This window comes from Bacillus cereus group sp. BceL062 (assembly GCF_051780025.1).
Taxonomy (GTDB): Bacteria; Bacillota; Bacilli; order Bacillales; family Bacillaceae_G; genus Bacillus_A; species Bacillus_A toyonensis.
The window spans coordinates 80368-104759 of the sequence record NZ_JBPWGY010000012.1 but is presented as its reverse complement, the minus strand read 5'-3'; the positions used below and the strand labels follow the sequence as shown (position 1 = coordinate 104759).

The window sequence follows — 24392 nt, the reverse complement described above, 5'->3', positions numbered from 1 at the left end:
TAATAAGGCAAGCTAATTAGGGAGATGAGAAGCTACTAATTATAATTGGAACGGTATTATATTGCTTTTTTTTACAAATAATATTATGTTATTTTAATCGGCATAATTCAAAATGTGATGTATGTAAAGGGTTATTATTAGAAAATGAAATATCTCTATTTCTATGAAAAGAAACAAGTTGTGTTTTAGTTAGATAGGAAGCAAGGAGAGATGCGCATGCTAGAACAAAGAGGTCATGCATTATATGACTCTTCATTGCGAGATTTAAAGTTAGCATTAGATGAGTCTTCAATTGTTGCAATTACAGACCGAAAAGGTCTTATTACATATGTAAATGATAAGTTTTGTGAAATCTCCAAATATAAAAGAGAAGAGTTAATAGGAAAAGATCATCGTATTTTAAATTCAGGATATCATCCGAAAACTTTTTTTCAAAACTTATGGAAGCGTATTTTGAATGGGAAAGTATGGAGAGGTGAAATCCAAAATCAAGCAAAAGATGGTACATATTATTGGGTTAAAACCACAATTGTTCCATTTTTAAACGAAAAAGGAGAGCCGTATCAATTTATCGCGATCCGAAATGACATTAGTAGTAGAAAAGAAGCAGAACAGAGATTACGATTGAGTGAAAGCCGTTATAGAGAACTTGCATATCATGATGCTTTAACGAGTTTACCGAACCGATTACAGCTAATAACGACTGTTAATGAACTGATTGCAGGGAAAAAGGAATTTGGCATAATATACTTTGACTTAGATCGTTTTAAATTAGTAAATGATACGTTAGGTCATATGATAGGAGATTTACTTTTAAGCGAAGTTGCTTCACGGTTGCATTATGTGTTAGGAGAGAAAGATGTTCTGGCTAGGCTAGGTGGCGACGAATTTGTGCTGTTAACAAATGAACATACACAAGATGAGATGCGGCAGTTAGCGACATCGGTATTGTCATGTTTTCAGGCACCATTTATGCTTGAAGGTCATGAAGTATACATTTCAGCTAGTCTAGGACTTTGTTCATATCCACAAGATGGACAAGACGTGGAAACACTATTGAAAAATTCGGATTTAGCTATGTATAGTGCGAAAGAACAGGGAAGAAATGCGGCGTGTTTCTTTACAGATGAGTTACGTGCAAAAATAAATCGTAGAATGAAAATCGAGTTTGCTTTGCAAAAGGCAATTCGTGATGAAGAATTAGATGTAGTATTACAACCTATCATTGATTTGAAAACGAAGAAATATACTGGTATTGAGGCTTTAGTGCGCTGTATGACAGAAGAAGGGCCTATTTCACCAAGCGAATTTATTCCAGTAGCTGAAGAATCTGGACTTATTATAAAATTAGGAGATTGGGTATTAGAAAAATCGTGTCGCCTGTTTAAAACATTACCGGATTACCAAGAAGGATTAAGGTTATCTGTGAATTTATCCATACAACAATTAATGCAGAAGCGTTTTATTTTGTCTGTACGTAGCATCTTAAGGAGAACTGGTTTTCCTCCGAATCGTTTAATTTTAGAAATAACGGAAAGTATTGCTGTTCGCCATTTTGATTATATTATCGCTACATTACAAGAATTAAGAAGTATGGGCGTATTAATTGCTTTAGACGATTTTGGAACTGGCTATTCCTCATTGTATTATTTAAAACAATTGCCACTTGATATCGTAAAAATTGATCGTAATTTTATTCGTGAATTTCATTATGATCATGCACAGCCAGAAAGAACGATTGTAAAATCTGTTATTGAAATTGCCCATAGTTTAAATTTAGCAGTAGTTGCTGAAGGGGTAGAAACGGTAGAACAAGAAAGTTTATTACAATCCATGGGCTGTGACTATGTACAAGGATTTTATTATGCAAAACCTTTATCCGTAGGAGAGTTAAAAGAAAAGTTAATTACGGATTTTTAATAGAAAAGAGAAGCTAAAAGCTTCTCTTTTTTTAATTCGTTTTTTGTGAGTTTTTCATTAATACGGGATAAAGAATAAGACCTAATATAAACAATCCAATTCCTAAGAAGAACGTTTTTAAATCAGCAGTTCCCGTTTTGATAACCCAAATAGAGTATACAAATGCTAATGTAGTAATAACCCCGTCTTTTATTCGAGATCCTGGCATTATATCATACGTTTCTCCTGTAATAACCAATTTAAATTGGTACAGAGTAGAAACAAGGTATGGAATTAAATAAGCTAATGTTGCTACAACGATAGCGAAATTATATGCTTCTGAAACAGTGCCAGAAATCGTTGAGAATAAGAAGATTTGTGTCATCACATTTGTAATAAATAATGATTTTGAAGGACTACCCTTTTTATTTGTTTTACTGAAAAACTTAGGGAAAAGTCCATTTTTGGCAGCCTGGTAAGGTACTTCTGAACTAACAACAATCCAGCCAACAGTAGATCCAAATAAAGATACAAGTGCTAGTAACGCCATTATATATGCGCCTTTATTGCCGATTGCTAAATTTAATGCGTCTACTAATGGTTTTTGAGACTCTTTTAAAGCTTCTTGCGAGAGAGCTCCCATTGTAAGTAAAGTAATTGACATGTAAATAATAAGAGCAATAATTAGGCCGAAAATTGTAGCTTTTTTTACATCACGCTGTGATTTTGCGCGGTTGGAAAGCATAACTGCTGATTCGATGCCGATAAACGCCCAAAGTGTTGCAATAGCAGCTGAATTGATTTGTCCACCTAACGAGATTGATTGTCCAGCTTCATTCATAAATGTTTGACCGTCTCCGAAATTAGAGGCGTTGAAAATGAATAATGTAATCACAATAAACATTGTAAATCCGATAATTTTTGCAATGGTAGCAAGAAGATTCATATTTCCAGCTCGATCAATATTTTGAGAAAGAATATATTGAATTCCCCATAACATAAGGCTACATACTAGAAAAGTTAACCCTTTTCCTAGTTCTAGTGAAAATCCATTTATTGAAAAAAGAATTTGCTTACTTTGTAAAACTGGAAAAAATGTTGATAAATATCCAGCAAAGGAAATAATAACAGATGCTGTTGCAGCCCAGTTCGCAGCCCAATATCCCCACGCCATACTATACCCTGCAACTTTACCTGCTTTTTTTGAAGGAAACATCGCTTGAGCGTAACTTTGTGGTCCTGCTTTTAATTCTGGTTTTCGAATTGCTAAATTTCCAAATACGAGTGCAATCATAAATACGCCAAGTCCTGTAATACTCCATGCGAGTGTAGAACCCATTGGACCTGATACTTGTGCTAAATTTGCTGGGAGCATAAATACGCCACCGCCAACCATATTCCCGATAACAAAAGCTGTTAAAACCCATAATCCCCATTTTTTCGTTTCCATTTTTGTTAACTCCTTTGTAGTAAGATTTGCTTAAACATCATTTTTTACTAGCTTTTTGGCAATAAAAAAAGAGCCATGTAGATAAAAAATACCTACATGGCTCTTCGCCTAACGTAGGTACAACGGGAATAACCCTTGTACCTACGCGTAATTTTTCCGCTAGGTTTCAAGGGTTACGTATGATGATGATGTTTTTGTGCAAATGTAACTACAATTGTTGTATAAGTAAGCATAGTTCTTTGCTCCCTTTCTCCTCTGATTTTGAAGTTAGTATACTACATGTTTTTTTGAATGAAAAGAAAAATATAAAAATTTTTATAAAAATACGTTTTAGAGATTAAATATTTACCTATATTTTTCTTGTACTGGAAAATAAGTGAGAGATTGGCAGAAGAGTGTAGCATGGTATAATACATATAGAATTAGAAGGTGACAAGGGGCTATTGTAGATGATGAGTAAGTATGAGCAAATTTATATAGAAATCAGTAAGTCTATTGATAATAAGCAATTAAAAGAGGGATGCAAAATCCCATCAGAAACAGAATTAATGAAGCAGTATGAGGCCAGCCGAGGTACTGTAAGAAAAGCAGTAGATTTATTGCAAGAGCGTGGCTATGTGCAAAAAATTCATGGAAAAGGTGTTTTTGTATTAAAGCGAAAAAATATTGAGTTTAACTTCGGTGGCATTGTAAGTTTTCAAGAAGAAAATGAGCGTTTAGGACGTCATTGTATTACAGAAGTCGTGGAAATGGAGAAAGAAGAAGCGACAAAAGAGGTTGCAAAATTATTAAACGTGAAAGAAAAAACAGAAATAGATCATATTAAACGTGTACGAAATATTGATGGAGAAAAAGTAATTTTAGATATAAATCATTTTGTATCTGAGTTTATTCCAGGATTAACGAGAGAAATTGCAACGGCATCAATTTATAAATACATTGAGAAAGAATTAGGGCTACATATTAGTTATTCGCAGAGGGTAATTGAAGTGCAGCCGTGTACAGATGATGACCGAAAGTATTTAGATTTAAATGGCACAGATTATGTTGTCGTTGTGAAAAACTTTACTCATTTATATGATGGGAGTCAGTTCGAATATACGGAATCACGTCACCGCTTAGATATTTTTCACTTTTCCGATGTGGCGCGAAGAAAGTAAAGAGGTGAAACGAAATAACGTTTCATCTTTTTTTTATAAAAAAACCACCAACTCATATATACGAGTGTTGACTAACTTATATATACGAGTTAATATGTAAGTGTAAACGGTATCAAAAAAAGAAAAGAGGGACGGGAATATGGGGAAAGACTATCGTAAAACAGCAGAGGAAGTGTTGCAGTATATTGGTGGGAAAGACAATATTGAACAAGCTGCGCACTGTGTAACGAGGCTCCGTATCGCTTTAAAAGATGAAAGTAAAATAGATAATGATAAATTACAGTCTGTTTCATTAGTAAAGGGAGCGTTTCATAATGCTGGGATATTTCAAATTGTAATTGGTCCAGGGGATGTAGATCGTGTTTACGCTGAATTGATAACGCTTGCAGGCATGAAGGAAGCGACAGTGGCTGACGTGAAAGATTCTGGAAATCAAAAGTTAAATCCAGCTCAAAAGTTTGTAAAAGTATTTTCAGATGTATTTATGCCGATATTACCAGCAATCGTAACAGCTGGTTTACTAATGGGGATTAACAATTTATTAGGGGCAAAGGACTTATTTTTTGATGGTAAAAATTTATTAGATGTTTATCCGAATTTAGGTGGGCTTTGGGATTTAATTAATATGATGGCCAATACAGCATTCGTATTCTTACCAGCACTTGTCGGTTGGTCAGCAACGAAGCGTTTTGGTGGTAGTCCAATACTAGGTATTGTTATGGGCTTAATGCTTGTGCATCCGGCCTTATTAAACGCCTGGGATTATGGAAAAGCAGCGACTGGTTTAGAGGGTCAAAAGATTGAGTACTTCAATATTTTAGGATTGTTCCAAATTGAAAAGGTAGGATATCAAGGTCAAATTTTACCGGTGTTAGTAGCAGCATTTGTATTGAGTAAAGTAGAGATTTTCTTAAAGAAACATGTACCAAATGCAATTCAATTATTAGTTGTACCAATTACAACAATCGTTGTAACAGGTGTATTAGCATTAGGAATTATCGGTCCAGTTACACGTCATATCGGAGATTTATTAACAGCTGGATTAGTAGGCGTATATGAAACAGTACCAGTAGTTGGAGCAGTATTATTTGGAGCATTGTATGCACCACTTGTAATTACAGGTATGCATCATATGTTTATTGCTATTGATCTACAATTAATTGCACAACACGGCGGTACATTTATTTGGCCGATGATCGCTCTTTCTAACATTGCGCAAGGTAGTGCGGCACTTGCAATGTTCTGGATTTCTAAAAATCAAAATGATAAAAGTATGGCATCGACATCAGCAATTTCCGCGTACTTTGGGATTACAGAGCCAGCGATGTTTGGTGTTAACTTACGAAATAAATTCCCGTTTTATGCAGCAATTATAGGATCTGCTGTGGCAGCAATATTCATTACATTAAATGGTGTATTAGCACCGGCTATCGGAATTGGCGGATTGCCAGCATTTATTTCGATCATTCCGAAATCGATTCCAATGTTTATTGTAGGAATGATTATCGCAGTTGTAATCCCATTTACGTTAACATGGTTATTTGCGAAAAGAGTTAAACAGAAGTAGGAGGAAGTTAAACATGAAGGATTGGCATAAAAGTGTAGTCTATCAAATTTATCCGAAGAGCTTTAATAGTTATTACAATAAAGAAACCGGTGATATAAAAGGAGTTACAGAGAAACTAGATTATTTAAAAGAACTCGGAGTGGATTATATTTGGTTAACACCGATATACCAATCACCACAAAATGATAATGGGTACGATGTAAGTGATTATTATAGCATTGATCCATCTTACGGAACGATGGAAGAGTTTGAAGAGCTTCTACAAAAAGCGAAAGAACGTAACATTGAAATTATGCTTGATATCGTTGTAAACCATAGTTCGACGGAGCATAAGTGGTTTAAAGAAGCGAAAGAAGATAAAAATAGTCCATATCGCAATTATTACATTTGGCGTGATGAAAAAAATAATTGGCAGTCTAAGTTTGGTGGATCGGCTTGGAAGTACGATGAAAAGACAGAGCAATATTTTTTACATCTATTTGATGAGACACAAGCAGATTTAAATTGGGAAAATGAAAAGCTTCGTGAAGAAGTGTATGATATGATGCGCTTTTGGCTTGATAAAGGGGTAACTGGATTCCGCCTTGATGTTATTAACTTAATTTCAAAAGACCAACGTTTCTTAAGCGATGACGGAAGTACTGCGACAAGTGATGGACGTAAATATTATACGGATGGTCCGCGTGTTCATGAATATTTACAAGAGATGAATCGAAATGTATTTGAAGGGAAAGAGGTAATTACAGTTGGAGAAATGTCATCGACGACAATTGATAATTGTATTAAATACTCAAACCCTGAGCGCAATGAACTGAGTATGACGTTTAGTTTCCATCATTTGAAAGTAGATTATCCGAATGGTGATAAGTGGACGAAAGCTGATTTTGATTTTATTAAATTAAAAGAAATTATGTCTAACTGGCAAATTGAAATGCAAAAGGGCGGGGGATGGAATGCATTATTCTGGTGTAACCATGACCAGCCTCGCATCGTGTCACGCTTCGGGGATGATGGGAAGTACCGAAATGAATCTGCGAAAATGTTAGCGACAGCTATGCACATGCTGCAAGGAACGCCTTACATTTATCAAGGGGAAGAAATTGGTATGACGAATCCTAAATTCGAATCCATCGAGCAATATCGTGATGTGGAATCGTTAAATATCTATGATATAAAGCAGGAAGAAGGCTTATTAAAAGAAGAGATTATAGGGATTTTAAAACAAAAATCTCGTGACAATTCTCGTACTCCGATGCAGTGGAATGAAGAGGTAAATAGTGGTTTTACAACAAGTACCCCTTGGATTTCAGTAGCTGAAACCTTTAAAGAAATAAACGTAGAAAAAGCATTACAAGATAAGGAGTCTGTATTTTATCATTATAAAAAGTTAATTGAACTTAGAAAAACTTACGATGTTATTACAGAAGGAGAATATGCTATTTTAGATGAAAATCACCCTAAGATTTGGGCATATACACGTACTGTAAATAATGAAGTATTACTTATTATTAATAACTTCTATGGAGAAGAAATAACGTATTCTGTACCAGCCCATGTTCAATTAGATGGAATGAAACAAGAAGTACTACTGTCGAATTATAAAGATTCCAGCAAGGATATTACAAAACTTAACTTAAGACCATATGAATCAATTATATATCGATATACGAAATAAAAGGTTGTATGCCCACGCGGCATACAACCTTTTTATTTTAAGACACCACTATACAAAATATTTACGTCTACTTCTGGTTTGAATTTTACTTTTGCATAATCTTTATTCCAATTTTTTTTCTTCCATAAGTCAGGATGATATGCGATAAGATGTCTTCCAATACCGAAAGCATCACAATTTGCTTTTTGTAGTTTGTTTGTTATTTTTTTTGCTTCTTTCGTAAGTTGTTTCGATAAGTCTTTATTTAGTTTTTTTCGTTCTCCCATTTTATAAATATTATCTCTTGGGGCTTCAAGTGCTATTACTTTTAGTTGGAGCTTAATGTGAGCATAAACATTTCCTTTTTTATCTGTTGTTATTTTTAAGTCTCGTTTTAACTTTCGATTGCTAATTTCCATTGTTAAATAATCAGATGTTTTCTCTGATTCATCGCTAGTAAGTTTTTGGGTTATACGGGCACTTGTTCCCATCTTTCCGGTTAATAATACGAATAAAACAGATTGTTTCAGAGGTAAATGCCCAGTTAATTTATCATTGTTAAATAAAGCTAACCCGTTTGTAATTACTTCTTTTCCTTTTATTTGTATAGAAGGGAGGGTAAAGTCTTTACCGGGATCTAACATTTTTGTAGCAGCTGTTTCTAAAGTTTCTTTTGGAAATACACTCATATCTTCTAAGCTTTTCACTTTTTTCTTTAGAAAATCTCCAATTAGTAAATTTCCTACTTTCTTTTTTTCAAGTATCTCGGATGTTTCACCCTCTACTGCAATAAGTTTTACTAAAGCAGTTGGGTTTGTTGGGTCCCGAAAGCTGACATCTAAATAGGGTAGTATACCTTTTTTTAGAATTTTGCTTCCTAGTAATTGAACACCATATTTAAAATAGCGAATATTCCCAGTTACATTTTTTTTTAGGGCATCGCTTGTATCCCGTATGTTATACCCGTTTGCTGAATGTATTTCATTCTCGAATGAAGATTGCTCTCCGCTTGAACTTTTTACGAGTTCAAGCGTTTGCTGCAGTTTATTCTCTTCCGTAATATCATATCCAATACTATAAGCTAATCTCGCTTCTCTTAATGGTTCTTGATCCCAACAGCCAGCAAGGAATGAACTAGTACATAATATAAAAAATAATTTAACTCTTTTTTTGAACATACTGTTCTCCTTTCTTCTTTCTTATTACTGAATAAAGTAGAAATAAAAGAGGGAGGACAACGATGAAAATATAGGTGAACTTATCAGTGAAAGTTGCAATTACTTTTAATTCTTCAGGTGTATCTATGAATAAGGCTACACTAAATGCAATAACTCCAACGATTGGAACAGCTTGTTTATGATTAGCAAGATTGAATATATGTCCAATTCCGATAGAAGCGGCGCAATAATAACTAGCAATAGAAGCTACAACTGTTATCATCCAAATTGGTATGAATAGTAAATCAGTTCGGTCTATAATCCCGATATGTAAAGAGCGCAATAAGTAAGCAACTGGTTCTGGAATAAGCTCAACTTGCTTTGGACTAAATACGATAAAGCAAATCCAAACAGTAAAAGTATAAAAGAGAGTCACAAATCCATTAGCGATAGAAATTGCCTTTAGTTTTGCCACAGCAGTCCCATTTACTTTTGGGAAAGCGATAAGAATAATTTCAAAACCATACATAGCTGTAATTGTTTCCTTTGATGCTTGAATAATATTCCACCATCCAGCTTCTGTAATGGGAAAAATATAAGAAAAGTCAGCCCGTGAGAGCCCAAGTCCAATTAACAGTGCCATTGGGAAAATAAGAATAGAAGCCATGACATAAAACCGTACGATGACTTTAAATGTGTTATAGGCTATATAGCAACAAGCTATTGTAAATAGTATGAGAATGGCAGACCAAGGAGTTGCTTGTAATATCCATACTTTAATGACATTACAAGCACTTAACATAACCGTCATACCGATAAGGGTAAAATAAAAAACATAAGCAAAACCTAATAGTTTTCCAAATTTATTACCAAATAGCATACAAACACTTTCATACATATCAGCATCAGGAAATCGTTTTAAGAAAAGCCACATAAGTAAAATAATTAGTTGAATCGCAAAACCAGCGATGAGAACAGAAATCCAGCCACCGCCTTTCGCTATCGGGTGAAGACGATTTGGTAGAGAAAGGATACCAACCCCGATTTGGCATTGAATAACGAAAAAAGTAAATTGAACAAGTGAAATTTTACTTTGCGTGTTTGTCACCGTTCTCATCCTCTCTCGTTACATGTTGTCGTTGCATTTTTTTCGGCTTTGGATCATGAGGTCGTTCCCAAAATGACCAAATTGGGAATCTTACAAAAGAATCTTTCATATCTTTTATCCGCATTGGGGCAATGGGAGAAAGATATGGTGTATGAAATGAATGTAACTGACATAAATGAACGAAAGTTATAATTAGACCGAATGATATTCCGACATATCCGAATATAGCAGCAAGAATCATTAATGGAAAACGAAGGATGCGAACTGCTGAACTCATATCGTTTGATGGAACGAGAAAAGATGAGATTGCAGTTAAAGCTACAACGATGATCATCGTATAAGAAACAAGTCCGGCTTTTACAATCGCATCACCAATTACTAAACCACCTACAATACCGATTGTTTGTCCAACGCGGCTCGGCAGACGAATACCAGCTTCCCGTAATAACTCAAAAATTAACTCCATTAAGAGAGCCTCAAAAATGGGGGGAAGTGGTACTTTTTCTAATGAAGCTTTAATTGTATAAACGAGTTCAAGTGGCAACACATCAGGATGAAAAGCAACTGTTGCGATATATATAGCTGGTAAGAGAAAGGCTATTAAAAAACTCACTAAGCGAATCATTCGGACGAATGAACCGACAATCCAGCGATTATTATAATCATCAGGTGATTGATAGAAAGCGAATAACGTAACAGGTACGATGAGCGCTGTTGGATCTCCGTCAGATAAAATAGCAACTCGTCCTTCCATTAAATTAGCGGCGGTTCTATCTGGGCGTTCTGTATTTAATTGCTGCGGGAAGGGTGAGAAAGATGTATCTTCTATAAATTCCTGTATGTAGCCTGGTGGCATGAGTGCGTCTGTCTTAATCATTTCCAATCTTCTTTTTACTTCTGCAACGAGATCGTCATTAGCTATATTTTGAATATAAGCAATTGCCACTTTCGTGTGCATTTCTTCACCAAGTGTGAAATATTTAACGACGACATTTGGACTTTTTATGAGTTTACGAATAGAAGCTAAATTGGTTGCTAAATCTTCTACAAACCCGGTATGTGGTCCACGTACAATGCCTTCATTATCCGGCTCTGTTATATCTCTTTTTAAAGATAGAGCTGTTTCGAAAATACAAAAACTATCAACATGTTCATGAAAATATAATGACTTTCCTTGTAATAAAAGCTGCACCCCATAATTTAAATTCGTTTCTTTTTTCATATTTAATGTGGAAAAAGCTTTATCTAAAGCCAAATCCGACCGTGTTAATAAAGGCTCGAGAGCTAATTGATGAATTAAATTTAGATCTGCTAAAGATTCGAGATATATAATGGTTCCTTTTCCATTTTGAAAAGGGATATCTAATTTTTTTATATCATCTGAATGACAGAGTTTATTTTCAATGTAATTAATATTTTCCGGAAGCGATGGAAACATATGCTTTTGATTTTTACTCTTTTGTTGTTCTTTTTGCTCTGTCATAATTTCCACCTCTTTTAGAATAAAGTCGCTTCTGTTAATTTTTGCTTTTTGTGAGAAATTTATGCTTAGAGTATTTGAAAAAAGTAGCTTGAAAGTTACGTTACGTCATCTTTTATACTAAAGAAAATGAGAAGTAGGGAATGGAAAGTAAGGATATATTAGATTAGCGGTCTTAATATAAATCTTTTGTACTATAGAGGATAAGCCTAGCGGTATAAATAATTACATCATTTGATGAATAGGAAATTTATGAAAGGCAATTTATACTATTAGTATTGTGTCTTGCCTTTTTAGGTGCAGTACACAGCCGGTGATTGGCTAGTGGAGGTTCTTCCATTTTGCCAGTGCCGGTTTTTTATTGGATAATAGAGAAAATAAAGTTCTATAAAGAAAGAAGGGGTTGTTTTGAAAGCTGTAAATTCTATCTTTATGAGAGAAAAGATTGCTAGTTCTTATCTTTATTTTATTTCTTTTCTTGGTTTGATTATTATAACTATATCTTTACTTGAAATTAAAATCCCTTCTCATCCAACAATACTAATATTGTTATTAATATTTATGGGGATTGCAGAGTATTTTCCTGTACGATTTTGGAGAGGGACTAGCTCGCTTACCTTTCCGATAATTTACGCTATGAGTTGGCAGTTTGGAATCCATGTAACTATTATTTCTATTGTACTCGTTACGCTAATTATTCACCTGCACCGCCGTTCACCGATACAAAGAATGTTATTTAATAGTACTCAGCATGCGCTTAGTTTGATCTTGGCAGAATGGATTTCAAATAAATGTCTGCCCTTATTAATTAACAAAATAGATATGTCAGTTCTGTATGAGAATTTAATTTCTTTGCTATTATTTTGCGTGTTTTTTTGTTTTTTCAACAACCGCTTTTACGATTTGTTAATGATACTCCTTCCGCAACCGTATTCAATCTATCAGTGGTATAAAAAAACTGTAACGGTATTTTTTTGTGAGACCTTTGGTTTCTCTTATGCGGCCCTAATGCATGTATTAATTAGTACATATAGTGTGGAAATAAATGAGATTACAGTACTGTTTTTCTTTTTTCCACTTGTAGCAATTTCAGTTATTAGTTCTTTTTCTGTACGGATAAGGATGGAGAAGGAACGATTATATGAGCTTTTTCTTATTACGACAGAGATTAGTCGTGGATTAACCGGAGGAAACTTAAAACATATTAAACAAGCACTTAAAGGTTTTTTTGGAATACAAGCATATGTAATATGGACAAAAGATGATGGAAATTGGAATCTCCTATTGAAAGATGGGAAAGTTCACCTAGATATTTCTGATCATTCAGATAAGTTTGAGTCGTTTGAAGAAATCTCTAAAAATCTTGTATTTAATGATTGGAAAACTGGTACGGCTCCTGGAGATGAAATATTCGATAGTGTTATACGCTCGCTTGTATATTTTCCTCTTATTGTAAATGATGAATTAGTTGGAATGTTTGTTGCAGGGAAAAGTAGAACTGCGGGATTTTTCCCGGAAGATGTACAGTCTTTAGCTACGTTTTCTAACCAATTAGCTAACGTAGTTAAAACAAGGATATTGATTTCTGAACAGGAAAAAAGAATGATTTTAGAAGAAAGAAATAGAATCGCACGCGAAATTCACGATGGTATTGCGCAAACATTGGCCGGAGTGATATACCAACTAGAATCCGCGCAGAAAAAATATCGTGATAAACCAATAGATATGCAGCAAATAGTAGAGAAAAGTATAAAAGATTTAAGAGGAAGCTTAGGAGAAGTTCGCTATTCTATTTATGCTTTAAAACCATATCCGACACAACAATTAGGGCTAAAGCAGGCGATAGCAAGTAAAATAAAATCTTTAAAACAAGAATATGAACTAGATATTACATATCATGAAAGAGGTCATGCACGTGCGCTTAGCTTTTCAAAAGAAAGAGTTATTTTTGATACATTACAAGAGAGTTTGCAAAACATTGTGAAACATGCACAAGCAGACAAGACTGATGTTTTACTTAGCTACCAAAGTGAGCACGTACTTTTAAGAGTTAAGGATAATGGGGTTGGCTTTTCACTATTTGAGTCTATGGTTAAAACGAAGAATGAGCCACATTATGGTATATTACATATGAATGAACAAGCTGAACAATTAGGGGCTACTTTACAGATTGATAGTTCTGTAGGGAAAGGGACAAAAATTACACTATTAATTCCAGATTCACAAACAAGGGGTGCGTAAAATGATTAAAATATTAGTAGTGGATGATCATGCTTTTTTACGAGACGCAATTCGGAACATACTAGAGGATGAATCTGATATGAAAGTGGTTGGAGAAGCTAGCTCTGGGGACGGAGTATTGGGAAAAGTAGAAGAATGCAGACCAGATTGTATTTTGATGGATATTAATCTTCCGGGGAAAAATGGGATTGAAGCTACTGAGTTGGTGAAAAAAAATTATCCGAATTGCCGAGTACTGGTGTTTACAATGTATGAGCATGATGAGTATTTAATGGATGCACTCCAGGCTGGTGCTGATGGTTATTTATTAAAAGATTCATCATCGGAGCAGGTAGTAGCAGCAATTCGGATGTTATATCGAGGCGATTCAGTTATTCATCCGCGTATGACTAAAAAATTAATTACATATCATCAGCAAAAAATGAAATTAGAATCAAATGAAAATGAACTGACGGAACGTGAAAAGGAAATTCTCTTTGAACTAGTAAAAGGACTTAGTAATAAAGAAATTGCTGAAGTTTTATATATTAGTGATAAAACAGTTAAAATTCACATTAATAAAATTTTTAAAAAACTAAATGTGAAAAGTCGATCGCAAGCGGTGATTTATGCTGTTCGAAATCAATTGGTTCCGTTGGATTAAATAAGAGATGTTTAAAAGAACTATCATGTTTCTTTATTCTATATTACAAAGAATAAAGAACAAGATAGTTCTTTTGTACTATGTAGGCATAGAATCCTTAGAGAAAAGATACTCCTTTTGTTCAATTTTCAGAATAATCAAAATGTGAAATAATAAAAATAGAATTACATTTTAATCTTGTTAATAATTCATTTCGTGAAAATCCTTTGTTGGAAATAAATGATGGAGGGCTCTTATAGAAAGAGAAAAGTGAGTAATTAGCTATATGAGGTATGGGGATGGTAGTAGTGATGGAAATCTTTCATGATACACAAGATTAAGATTAATAGAGTTTCCAATGCTAAATAGGAAGTTAAGAATCAATTTGTTTCAAAAAATAATATTAATAATGGGGAGATGCAATATGAAACGAGGGAAATTTGGAAAGATTCTTATTGGAACGTTAACAGCTGGAATGTTATTGTCTCAAGGAATTCCATATAACGTCTTAGCTGAAGAGGTAAATACATCTACTTTAACTGGAATTGATGATGCAAATGCTATCTTGAAAGGTCTTACAAAGGAACAACGTAATGCCTTAAAAACGTTAGATACAAAACCAGGTTTTGTTATTTCGCCAGGTATCAATACAGCAAGTCCTAATAATGTGAATGTGATTATAGAGTTTAAGCAAGCACCTAGCAAAATTGAGGTATTAAAACAAGCGGCTAAAGGGAAAAAGGTAGCTCTTTCAAATGCGGAACAAAAGGTAGAGGCATCACATAAAGGGTTTAAAGCAGAGCTTGAACAGCTTCAAAAGAATAAAGAGAAAGGGACAAATTTAAAATCTGCAAAAATAACAAGAGAATATAAGAATGCTTTTAATGGTGTAGCGATTTCGTTACCTGCGAACATGATTGAAGACTTAGTTCGTACCGGTATCGTTAAGCGTGTATGGGAAGATCATGAGGTTAAAATTGATTTGCCGAAAGAAACAGCTAAGACTGCTGTTGAACCAAAAATGGCAGATAGTGTACCGCAAATTGGTGTAGACAAGCTGCATGATGAAAAAATAACAGGTAAAGGAATTAAGGTAGGTGTACTGGACACAGGTATTGATTACAATCACCCGGATTTGAAAGATGCATATAAAGGATATCGTGCAAAGCAAGGTGAAGATCCAAGCAAAATAGATCCGAACTCAATAAAAGGATGGGACTTTGTTAATAATGATGCTGATCCAATGGAGACAACGTATAAGGATTGGCAAAATTCTGGAGGATATCCTGAGATTTATGAGGGGAGTGCATATTATACATCCCATGGTACGCATGTAGCTGGGACAATCGCTGCAGACAAAAAGAATAATGTTGATTACGCGGTTACGGGAGTTGCTCCAGATGTAGATTTATATTCATATCGCGTATTAGGTCCATATGGAAGTGGACAAACAAGCGGTATTCTTGCTGCGATTGATAAAGCAGTAAAAGACGATATGGATGTTATCAATTTATCACTAGGTGCGTCTATTAATGATCCTTTATATCCTACTTCTGTGGCAGTAAACAATGCGATGTTAGCTGGTGTTGTTACAGTAGTAGCGGCAGGTAATAGTGGTCCGGAAGAAGGTACCATTGGATCACCTAGTGCAGCGGCACTTCCAATTACAGTTGGAGCCAGTGACGCCGCAATGAAGATCCCAACGTTTTCCGTCGATGCAGGTAATTTACATGTGGATAAGATGATGCTACTTGGAAAAAGCTTTACTGATAAGATTGAAGATTTGAAAGGTCAATCCGTATCAGTTGTATATGCAGGGCTCGGGAAATCAGATGATTTTACAGGAAAAGATGTAAAAGGAAAATTAGCTCTTATCCAACGCGGTGAGATTACATTTGATGAGAAAATTAAGCATGCTAAGGAAGCAGGCGCAAAGGCGGTAATCGTATATAACAATGTAGATGGTGAAATTACAAGTTATCTTGGGGAAAGTACTTCATCTATTCCATCGTTCCGCCTAACAAAAGTAGATGGTGAGAAATTACAAGCAAAAGCTGTACAAGGAGATGTGTCGTTAGCGTTTGGGGAACTAAGTAATATAAAAACAGAGGGAGATCACTTAGCTGATTTCAGCTCCCGTGGTCCTGCAACTAAGACAGATGATATTAAGCCAGATATTGTAGCACCAGGTGTGTCTATTTTCTCAACTGTTCCTGAATATATTAATGATCCAAAAGATGGAGAAAATTATCCGGTAGCGTATGGACGTATGTCAGGTACCTCTATGGCAACTCCTCATACTACAGGGGTAGCGGCACTCATTTTACAAGAACATCCAAACTATAGTCCATTTGAAGTAAAAGAAGCACTCATGAATACCGCAGTTGACTTAAAAGAAGAGCGTTCTGTATTTGAGGTGGGCTCAGGGCGAATTGATGCATATCGTGCAGTTCATGCAGATACATCTATCGAGGTTGTTGATAAAACATCAAACGTTGTAGGTGATGAAGAAGTAGAAATTGAAGAAAAAACAGGTTCTATTGCATTTGGGTATAAAAATCAAATTGAAAATGGGCCTATTAAAGATAGTCGAAAAGTTTTAATTAAGAACAGCAGTAAAACAGATGGGAAAGAGTTTAAATTAGAGGTGGAATTTTCACCTACAAGTGTAGGTGTGCAAGATGCAGCGAAGAATGGTGTGAAGCTAAACGTACCAGATTCTATTAAAGTAGCTCCTGGTGCATCAGAGGAAATTAGTCCTGAAATTATCATTCCAGAAAACGCTGAGTTTGGTAGATATGAGGGCTATATTCATATTTCAAATAAAAACAATGAAAAAGAAGTATATCAAGTACCATTTGCAGTTAAATTCACAGAAAAAGGGATTGCGTCTGTAGATTTACTGAGAGATGCAATGGCAACAGATGCTTCTAAATTCCATCCATTTATGGAAAGGCCAAGTTCGCCGTTGACATTTAAATTAAATAGTCCTCTTGAAACCATTGATGCAGTTGTGAAGGACCGAAAGACAGGGAAGGCATTAGGAGTCGTTGGTACACTTAATGCAAGTAGCCTAACACCGAATGTTGAATATATGATGTTTTCTGGAATGGGAGGGTATGTACTTCCATTCACAGGAGATCCAGCTCATCCAATTGCGGATAAACCTGTTATGTTGCCTGATGGAGATTACGAATTGAACTTCGTTGGATATGATAAAGAAGGAAAATCTTATACAAAAGGCGATAGCATTATCATTGATAATGTAATACCTGAAATGAAATTTAAGGATGTACAACCTGGTATACACGAAGTCAATGATTCTATGTTTAAAGAAGAAGACGGCCAGCGTGCATTATGGGTGCATGGTAATATTTATGATTCTACAGTAGATGCATTAAAGGCAAAAGGCTTGCAGTATGATCAAAAAGCGAACCAAATTGTATATTATCAAAACTCAGCCTTTCCATCAGGTTGGCTGAATACAATTCAAGCAAATGGTGATTTTAAATTTGGAGTACTTCCAGAGGAAATAAACGAGCCGTTAAATCTAAAATTATTTGGATATGATCTTGCAACTGCAGGGAATATGGCAACTGGATATAAAGATTACGTCTTTGTAAAGGAAGGGACAGAATACGCTGTTCCAAGTTATGACAAAGATAAAATCAAATTAGGAGAGAAAATTACGTTAACTTTGAATCTTAATAATGTAAAACAGCTTATGTCAGGTACATTTGAAATTCCTTATTACAAGCAGCTATTTAAATTTACAGATGTGAAACCAAATCCAGCACTTACGGAATATGTAAAACAACATGGACTGAACCTTAAATTAGAAGATCCGAAGATAAGTGAAGAAGGAGCTTGGGAAAACAAGGTGAAAGTTGGCGCATCATTGGAAGGAAAAGAATTTAAAGGATTAGATGGAGATACACCATTTTTAGATGTTACATTCGAGATGGCGAACGATGAATACTTTAATGATTTAACTGCATTTGGAGTAGATAAGTTCTCTTATACAAAAGCTGGTGCATCTGAAGGCATTGAGATTCCTGCGTTTAAAGATAAATCTTTTGCTATTGTTTCGAAACATTCAACGGTTACAGGATATATTGGCCCGGAAGCTTTCTTGAATGAAGAGGGGTATTTAGGTAAGAAAGACTATACAAAACTAGGAGCAAAAGTGTACGCAGTTGGCAAGGATGGAAAGAAATATACAGGAACGATTGGTGATAACGGGCAATTTGAAATTCATAGTGTCCCAGTAAGCGATAAAGAATATGATATTTTCGTAGAAATGCCAGGTCATTTAAATAGTAAATTAACAACAAAAATAGGGAAAATGCAGGATGGAGAATTAGTGGGACAAAACTTTAGAGCTGACATGGATGATAACCTTGCAGGTGATGTAAACGGCGATAAAATGGTAGATATTCAAGATGCTAGAATAGCAGCTTTATCGTATGGAAAAGGAAAAGTATCTGTAAAAGATGGAGATATAAATCAAGATGGTGTTGTAGATGAAACAGATATTCGTTTTATCGAGAAAAACTTCTTAAAAAAGGGCCCAGATGCTAAAGAAAATCAGAAACCGAAAGAAAATGTAGGGCCAGTGACGTTAGATAAAATCTTACGCTCGATTGGTTTAGAGCCAAAAAAATAAGGGGATACACTTCTAAGGGAAACTAAGGGATAAAGCAATGAACACAGAAGAAAATAGTTTTTGCTAACAACGAACCGGTAATGATTTACTGTAACATTACCGGTTATTTAAAAAATAGCTTTTTGAGTACATGAAGAAAATAGTTTAAAGCTAGTTTGCTTTCGTTATGGGGCAAGGTAGTTGCTTAATTAATATTGTTTGTGGGATGAAAATAAGGTTGTTGTTTGAACTTTAAAATAGGGGGGCTTGTGAAATGAGTATTAAGAAAAAACTTGGTATGGGTGTTGTAACTGCAGCGCTTGGTCTATCTTTAATTGGTGGGGGAACATATGCGTATTTTAGTGATAAAGAAGTATCACAAAACGCGTTTGCAGCGGGTACTTTAGATTTGAGTGTTAATCCTGAAGTTGTTATTAATGTCGACAATATTAAACCGGGTGATGAAATGGAGCGCGGTTTTCAATTAGTTAACAAAGGAACCTTAGCGATAGGAGACGTGAAACTTCTTACAGATTATAGTGTTATTGATGCTAAAGGAGATAATGGAAATGCTGATTTTGGTGATCATATCCGTGTTGATTTCTTATGGAATTTGGATAAAAATGAGGTTCCAATTTGGTCTACTACATTATCTGAGTTAAAGGTAGCTACGCAAAATGGAAGTATTCCTGATCTTGTACAAAAAGGTGTTGTAGACCGGGAAGGAACTGGACTTGCTCCTGGTGATGATGATACTTTCTATGTAATGTTTACATTTGTAGATAATGATGAAGAACAAAATGTATTTCAAGGAGATTCATTGAAATTAAATTGGACCTTCAATTCAATGCAGACAAACGGTGAAGAGAAATAAAGGTAAATGTTATATATAAGAATGAATTGAGAAATAGTATTTTTAATAGTGTAAAGGTTGATTTTGTGAATCAACCTTTTTTGTTTTTAGATTTTTTTATGTGTAGGGATCGCATTTTTATAGTAGTCATAACAGAGCTTTTCACATTCATAGCAGTACTTCTAACATTTATGTCGAATTAAGAAGATATATAGGAGGGATACATATGGAAATAGCTGTAGAACGAGTTTTTACAAAGGAGATTTTAACAAGAGCTGCAAGTTTGTTTCATGTAACGGTGGAAGAAAAGCCACTTGGAGATTTTGAAAATTACATTTTTAAGGCGAAGGGTGATAGTGATGAAGATTACGTATTACGTTTAACGCATTCTTCCCATCGTTCTAAAAAAGAGGTAGAGGCTGAACTAGATTTTTTACGATATGTTGCGGAGAACGGTGCAAAGGTAGCGGGCCCTCTTTACTCAACATCTCAAAATCTTGTAGAAGAAATTGTAGTAGAGGATGGAACTTTCTTTTTTGCTTCCTTATTTACATACGCAAAAGGTGAGCAAGTAAAAGGAGAAGGATCGCCATATTGGGGAAATGCTTACTTTGAAGAGTGGGGAAAAGCGATTGGACAATTGCACCGCCTTACAATGAATTACCCTAAAACTGACTACCGTGATACGTGGGAAGAGGATGAAAGTAGTATTGTTAATGAATTAGAAGATGAGAACGTGAAAGAAATTGCAGCTGTATTAATGGAGGAAATAAATGCTCTTCCAATTGAAAGAGAAACATTCGGCCTTATGCATGGTGATATTCATCCAGGCAATTTTCACTATGATGGAAAAGAGTTAACAATCTTTGATTTTGATGATGCGGCCTATAATTACTTCATTCATGATTTGGCAATGGTTCTTTATTACTCTGTTCTTTTTACACCGTGGACAGTGGAAGAAAAGACGACATTCGCTCGTAAACAGTTACAAGTGTTAAGAAAAGGGTACGAATATGAGCACAGGCTGGCGGATAGTTGGTATGAATCGTTACCGTTATTTTTACGTTTACGTGATATAGGTTTGTATGGCACGCTCCAAAAGAAATTTAAAGGGAAAGATATGCCAGATCATTTCAGAGAATTAGCTGAACAACTCTATGAAAGAATTATAAAAAGAGAAGCGATTGTGAATATATAATACATTCATGTGAAAACAAAGTATATAAAATAAATATATACTTTGTTTTTTTATACAAAAATATGTTTATTTTATTAAAATAATATTGTTATAGATTCGGTATGCACGTATAATTTTATGTATATTCTGAATATTCTTTATAAATGAGGAGGGGGAATGTTGGAAGCTATCGTAAGTTGGATCAATAATATTGTTTGGAGTCCAGCACTTGTTTATTTATGTTTAGGAGCAGGTTTATATTTTTCCATTCGAACGAGATTTTTACAAGTAAGGCATGTAGGAGAAATGGTGAAGCTTACATTTCAAGGAGAAAAATCGGATGCTGGTGTTTCTTCGTTCCAGGCGTTAGCACTTTCATTATCAGGGCGCGTTGGAACAGGAAATATTGCGGGTGTTGCAACGGCTGTTGCATTTGGTGGTCCAGGAGCTGTCTTTTGGATGTGGGCGGTAGCTTTTCTAGGAGCAGGTTCTGCTTATGTAGAATCAACGCTTGCACAAATATATAAGACGAAGCATCAAGGACAATTCCGTGGTGGTCCAGCTTATTACATTGAAAAAGGGCTAGGAGTTAAATGGTATGCATTAGTATTCGTTGCAGCAACAATTCTTGCAACGGGGATGCTGTTACCGGGTGTTCAGGCGAATAGTATTGCTGTAAGTTTGGAAACAGCTTTCGGTATTAATACTTCTGTATCTGGAGCGGTATTAGTAGCGGCATTAGCGCTTATTATTTTTGGTGGAGTTAAGCGAATTGTTAACGTAGCACAAGTTGTAGTGCCGTTTATGGCGCTTGGTTATATTTTAGTAGCTTGTGTAATTGTAGCTATGAATATTGAAAAGTTACCAGATGCTTTCATGTTAATTTTAAAAAGTGCATTTGCATTAGAAGCAGCTTTTGGTGGGATTATTGGTTTAGCAATCTCTTGGGGAGTAAAACGTGGTATTTATTCCAATGAAGCAGGGCAAGGAACTGGGGCACATGCGGCGGCAGCTGCTGAAGTATCACACCCAGCTAAACAAGGGTTAGTACAAGCATTTTCCGTTTACATTGATACATTATTCGTCTGTTCAGCAACAGCATTTATGATGATTATTACAGGCATGTATAACGTATTTGATGCAAGCGGAAAAAACTTTATCGTCAATAAATTAAACGGTGCACAGCCGGGTCCTGGTTATACACAGGCAGCAGTAGAATCTGTTTTCCCTGGATTTGGAAACGGTTTCGTCGCAATCTCGCTATTATTCTTTGCATTTACAACAATTATGGCGTATTACTACATTGCAGAAACGAATATTGCATACTTAAATCGTGATAAAGACCGTCCTTGGATGTCCATCGTACTAAAGTTTGTATTCTTAGGAGTCGTATTCTATGGTTGTGTAAAAACAGCTGCAACAGCGTGGGCTTTAGGTGACATCGGTGTAGGGATTATGGCATGGGTTAACATTATCGCGATTTTACTACTACAAAAACCAGCATTGATCGCCTTAAAAGACTATGAAAAGCAGAAAAAAGAAGGGAAAGATCCAGTATTTGATCCACAGGAATTAGGAATTAAAAATGCTGATTTCTGGGAGCATGAATATGGGAAAGATAAAAAAGAAGAAGTATCTTAATAGGATAGGAACGAAGGAGCAAAGGGAACGACCTTTGCTCTTTTTTTATGGACAAAATGAAGCTGAAAGTTATTTTTTTGCCTATTTTTGAATATAAAAAGAATGTACATGCTTTGTTAGAGGAAGGGGGGAGTATGGTGATTGAGTTTCGTAATGTAAATAAATATTATGGTGACTTTCAAGTTTTAAAAGATATTAATCTGCAAGTACAAAAGGGTGAAGTGGTAGTAGTTGTTGGACCTTCAGGGTCAGGGAAAAGTACATTGCTTCGGTGTATAAATCAATTAGAGACAATTACAGATGGAGAATTAATTGTACAAAATACAGAGGTACACAATAAGAAAACGGATATGAATGAATTACGCCGAGATATCGGGATGGTCTTTCAACATTTTTATTTATATCCACATAAAACGGTTCTTCAAAATATTACACTAGCGCCTATTAAAGTAAATAAAGTTTCAAAAGAGGAAGCTGAGAAAACAGCGATGTTTTATTTAGAGAAAGTAGGAATCCCGGAAAAGGCTAATGTATACCCGCATCAATTATCCGGAGGTCAACAGCAAAGGGTAGCGATTGCTAGGGGACTTGCGATGCAGCCTGAAATTATGCTATTTGATGAGCCTACGTCTGCTCTTGATCCGGAGATGATTGGAGAAGTGCTTGACGTTATGAAAACGCTAGCTAAAGAAGGAATGACGATGGTCGTCGTCACGCATGAGATGGGATTTGCGCGAGAAGTAGCAGATAGGATTTTATTTATGGATGAGGGCCAAATTATTGAGGATACAACACCAGCAGCATTTTTTGCAAACCCAGAACAAGAAAGGGCGCGTCTATTTTTAAGCCGAGTGTTAAATCATTAGAGGAGGAATTTTATGCTTAAAATGAAAAAGTTGTTTACCTTAATCGTATTCTCATGTTTATTCGTACTTGTCGTTGCCGGGTGCGCAAGTAAAAAAGATGATGTGAAAGAAACGAATACGAAGCAAGGCGGGGCCATTGAACAAATTAAGAAGCGTGGGAAATTAGTAGTTGGAGTGAAGAATGATACGAATTTATTTGGATTGAAAAATCCTTCAACAGGGCAAGTAGAAGGATTTGATGTTGATGTCGCAAAGGCACTTGCAAAAAAAATTCTTGGTGATGAAAAGAAACTAGAGCTGAAAGAGGTAACGTCTAAAACACGTATTCCAATGTTGAAGAATGGTGATATTGATGCAATTATTGCGACAATGACAATTACGGAAGAACGCAAAAAAGAAGTAGATTTTTCAGATGTATATTTTAAAGCGGGACAATCGTTACTTGTGAAAAAAGGAAGTAATATTAAGAGCATTGATGATATAAAACAAGGCGTTAAAGTGTTAGCGGTAAAAGGCTCAACATCTACAAATAACATTCGTCAAAAGTCACCAGAAGCGACTGTATTAGAATTTGAAAATTATAGTGAGGCATTTACAGCGTTAAAAGCAGGTAAAGGCGATGTTTTAACGACAGATAATGCGATTCTTTACGGAATGGCAAAACAAGATGCTAATTATGAAGTTGTAGGGAAAATTTTTACGGATGAACCGTACGGAATTGCAATACAAAAAGGTGCAGATGATTTAACGAAAGAGATTAATAACTTACTAAAAGATATGAAGACGAGTGGAGAGTACGACAAATTATATGAAAAATGGATCGGTCAAAAACACGAGAAGTAAAGTGAAACTTTATTTCTCGTGATAAATAG

General features: G+C 35.2%; 16 protein-coding genes. 12 read left to right on the top strand and 4 right to left on the bottom strand.

The features are described 5' to 3' along the window. The first annotated feature begins 216 nt into the window (after nucleotides 1-216). Nucleotides 217-1920: a putative bifunctional diguanylate cyclase/phosphodiesterase gene (locus ACS2MN_RS24260; RefSeq protein ID WP_000893352.1), complete on the top strand. Its 1704-nt coding sequence runs from the start codon at nucleotides 217-219 to the stop codon at nucleotides 1918-1920. A gap of 31 nt (nucleotides 1921-1951) precedes the next feature. Here ACS2MN_RS24260 and ACS2MN_RS24255 read toward each other — a convergent pair whose 3' ends face one another. Next, nucleotides 1952-3349, bottom strand: coding sequence for an amino acid permease (locus ACS2MN_RS24255; protein ID WP_000448439.1), 1398 nt, complete (start codon nucleotides 3347-3349; stop codon nucleotides 1952-1954). Nucleotides 3350-3798: 449 nt separating this feature from the next. On the opposite strand from ACS2MN_RS24255, the gene treR reads away from it, so the two are divergent. The 3 genes from treR (at nucleotide 3799) to treC (ending at nucleotide 7751) form a co-directional block, all read left to right on the top strand. Next, entirely contained in the window at nucleotides 3799-4509 is a 711-nt protein-coding gene (treR, locus tag ACS2MN_RS24250; RefSeq protein ID WP_000987224.1) for a trehalose operon repressor, read from the top strand. A 139-nt stretch (nucleotides 4510-4648) separates the two neighbouring features. Then, complete coding sequence (gene treP, locus ACS2MN_RS24245) at nucleotides 4649-6076, top strand: PTS system trehalose-specific EIIBC component (RefSeq protein ID WP_000513928.1); 1428 nt, start codon at nucleotides 4649-4651, stop codon at nucleotides 6074-6076. 13 nt (nucleotides 6077-6089) lie between these two features. Then, nucleotides 6090-7751, top strand: coding sequence for an alpha,alpha-phosphotrehalase (gene treC, locus ACS2MN_RS24240; protein WP_000656130.1), 1662 nt, complete (start codon nucleotides 6090-6092; stop codon nucleotides 7749-7751). 32 nt (nucleotides 7752-7783) lie between these two features. Here the strand turns inward: treC and gerKC are convergent, their stop codons facing one another. Genes gerKC through gerKA form a run of 3 tightly spaced genes read right to left on the bottom strand, consistent with a single transcriptional unit; the run spans nucleotide 7784 to nucleotide 11478 of the window. Beyond that, nucleotides 7784-8908, bottom strand: coding sequence for a spore germination protein GerKC (gerKC, locus tag ACS2MN_RS24235; RefSeq protein WP_000474019.1), 1125 nt, complete (start codon nucleotides 8906-8908; stop codon nucleotides 7784-7786). Further along, complete coding sequence (locus tag ACS2MN_RS24230) at nucleotides 8889-9995, bottom strand: GerAB/ArcD/ProY family transporter (protein WP_000185800.1); 1107 nt, start codon at nucleotides 9993-9995, stop codon at nucleotides 8889-8891. The genes gerKC and ACS2MN_RS24230 overlap by 20 nt, the downstream gene beginning before the upstream one ends. Then, nucleotides 9976-11478, bottom strand: a complete 1503-nt coding sequence (gerKA, locus tag ACS2MN_RS24225) for a spore germination protein GerKA (RefSeq protein WP_000139269.1) — start codon at nucleotides 11476-11478, stop codon at nucleotides 9976-9978. Before gerKA ends, ACS2MN_RS24230 begins: the two co-directional genes overlap by 20 nt. Nucleotides 11479-11883: 405 nt before the next feature. Between gerKA and ACS2MN_RS24220 the strand changes: the two genes are divergently transcribed. From ACS2MN_RS24220 to glnH, 8 genes are all read left to right on the top strand, one after another. Beyond that, nucleotides 11884-13716, top strand: coding sequence for a GAF domain-containing sensor histidine kinase (locus ACS2MN_RS24220; RefSeq protein ID WP_000648901.1), 1833 nt, complete (start codon nucleotides 11884-11886; stop codon nucleotides 13714-13716). A 1-nt stretch (nucleotide 13717) separates the two neighbouring features. Continuing rightward, nucleotides 13718-14359, top strand: a complete 642-nt coding sequence (locus ACS2MN_RS24215; protein WP_000590662.1) for a response regulator — start codon at nucleotides 13718-13720, stop codon at nucleotides 14357-14359. A 403-nt stretch (nucleotides 14360-14762) separates the two neighbouring features. Then, on the top strand, nucleotides 14763-19004 hold the full coding sequence (locus ACS2MN_RS24210) for a S8 family serine peptidase (protein ID WP_346994859.1): 4242 nt from the start codon (nucleotides 14763-14765) through the stop codon (nucleotides 19002-19004). Between the two features lie 253 nt (nucleotides 19005-19257). After that, nucleotides 19258-19857, top strand: coding sequence for a TasA family protein (locus ACS2MN_RS24205; RefSeq protein ID WP_000023362.1), 600 nt, complete (start codon nucleotides 19258-19260; stop codon nucleotides 19855-19857). Between the two features lie 205 nt (nucleotides 19858-20062). Next, nucleotides 20063-21034 (top strand): phosphotransferase enzyme family protein, encoded by a 972-nt coding sequence (locus tag ACS2MN_RS24200; protein WP_000401665.1) that lies wholly within the window; start codon nucleotides 20063-20065, stop codon nucleotides 21032-21034. A 159-nt stretch (nucleotides 21035-21193) separates the two neighbouring features. Continuing rightward, nucleotides 21194-22654: an alanine/glycine:cation symporter family protein gene (locus ACS2MN_RS24195; protein ID WP_000387486.1), complete on the top strand. Its 1461-nt coding sequence runs from the start codon at nucleotides 21194-21196 to the stop codon at nucleotides 22652-22654. Nucleotides 22655-22791: 137 nt separating this feature from the next. After that, nucleotides 22792-23520, top strand: coding sequence for an amino acid ABC transporter ATP-binding protein (locus ACS2MN_RS24190; protein ID WP_175282532.1), 729 nt, complete (start codon nucleotides 22792-22794; stop codon nucleotides 23518-23520). Between the two features lie 12 nt (nucleotides 23521-23532). Further along, nucleotides 23533-24363 carry a glutamine ABC transporter substrate-binding protein GlnH gene (gene glnH / locus ACS2MN_RS24185; RefSeq protein WP_098805946.1) on the top strand — a complete coding sequence of 277 codons (831 nt, stop codon included), beginning with the start codon at nucleotides 23533-23535 and terminating at the stop codon, nucleotides 24361-24363. Nucleotides 24364-24392 lie beyond the last annotated feature (29 nt).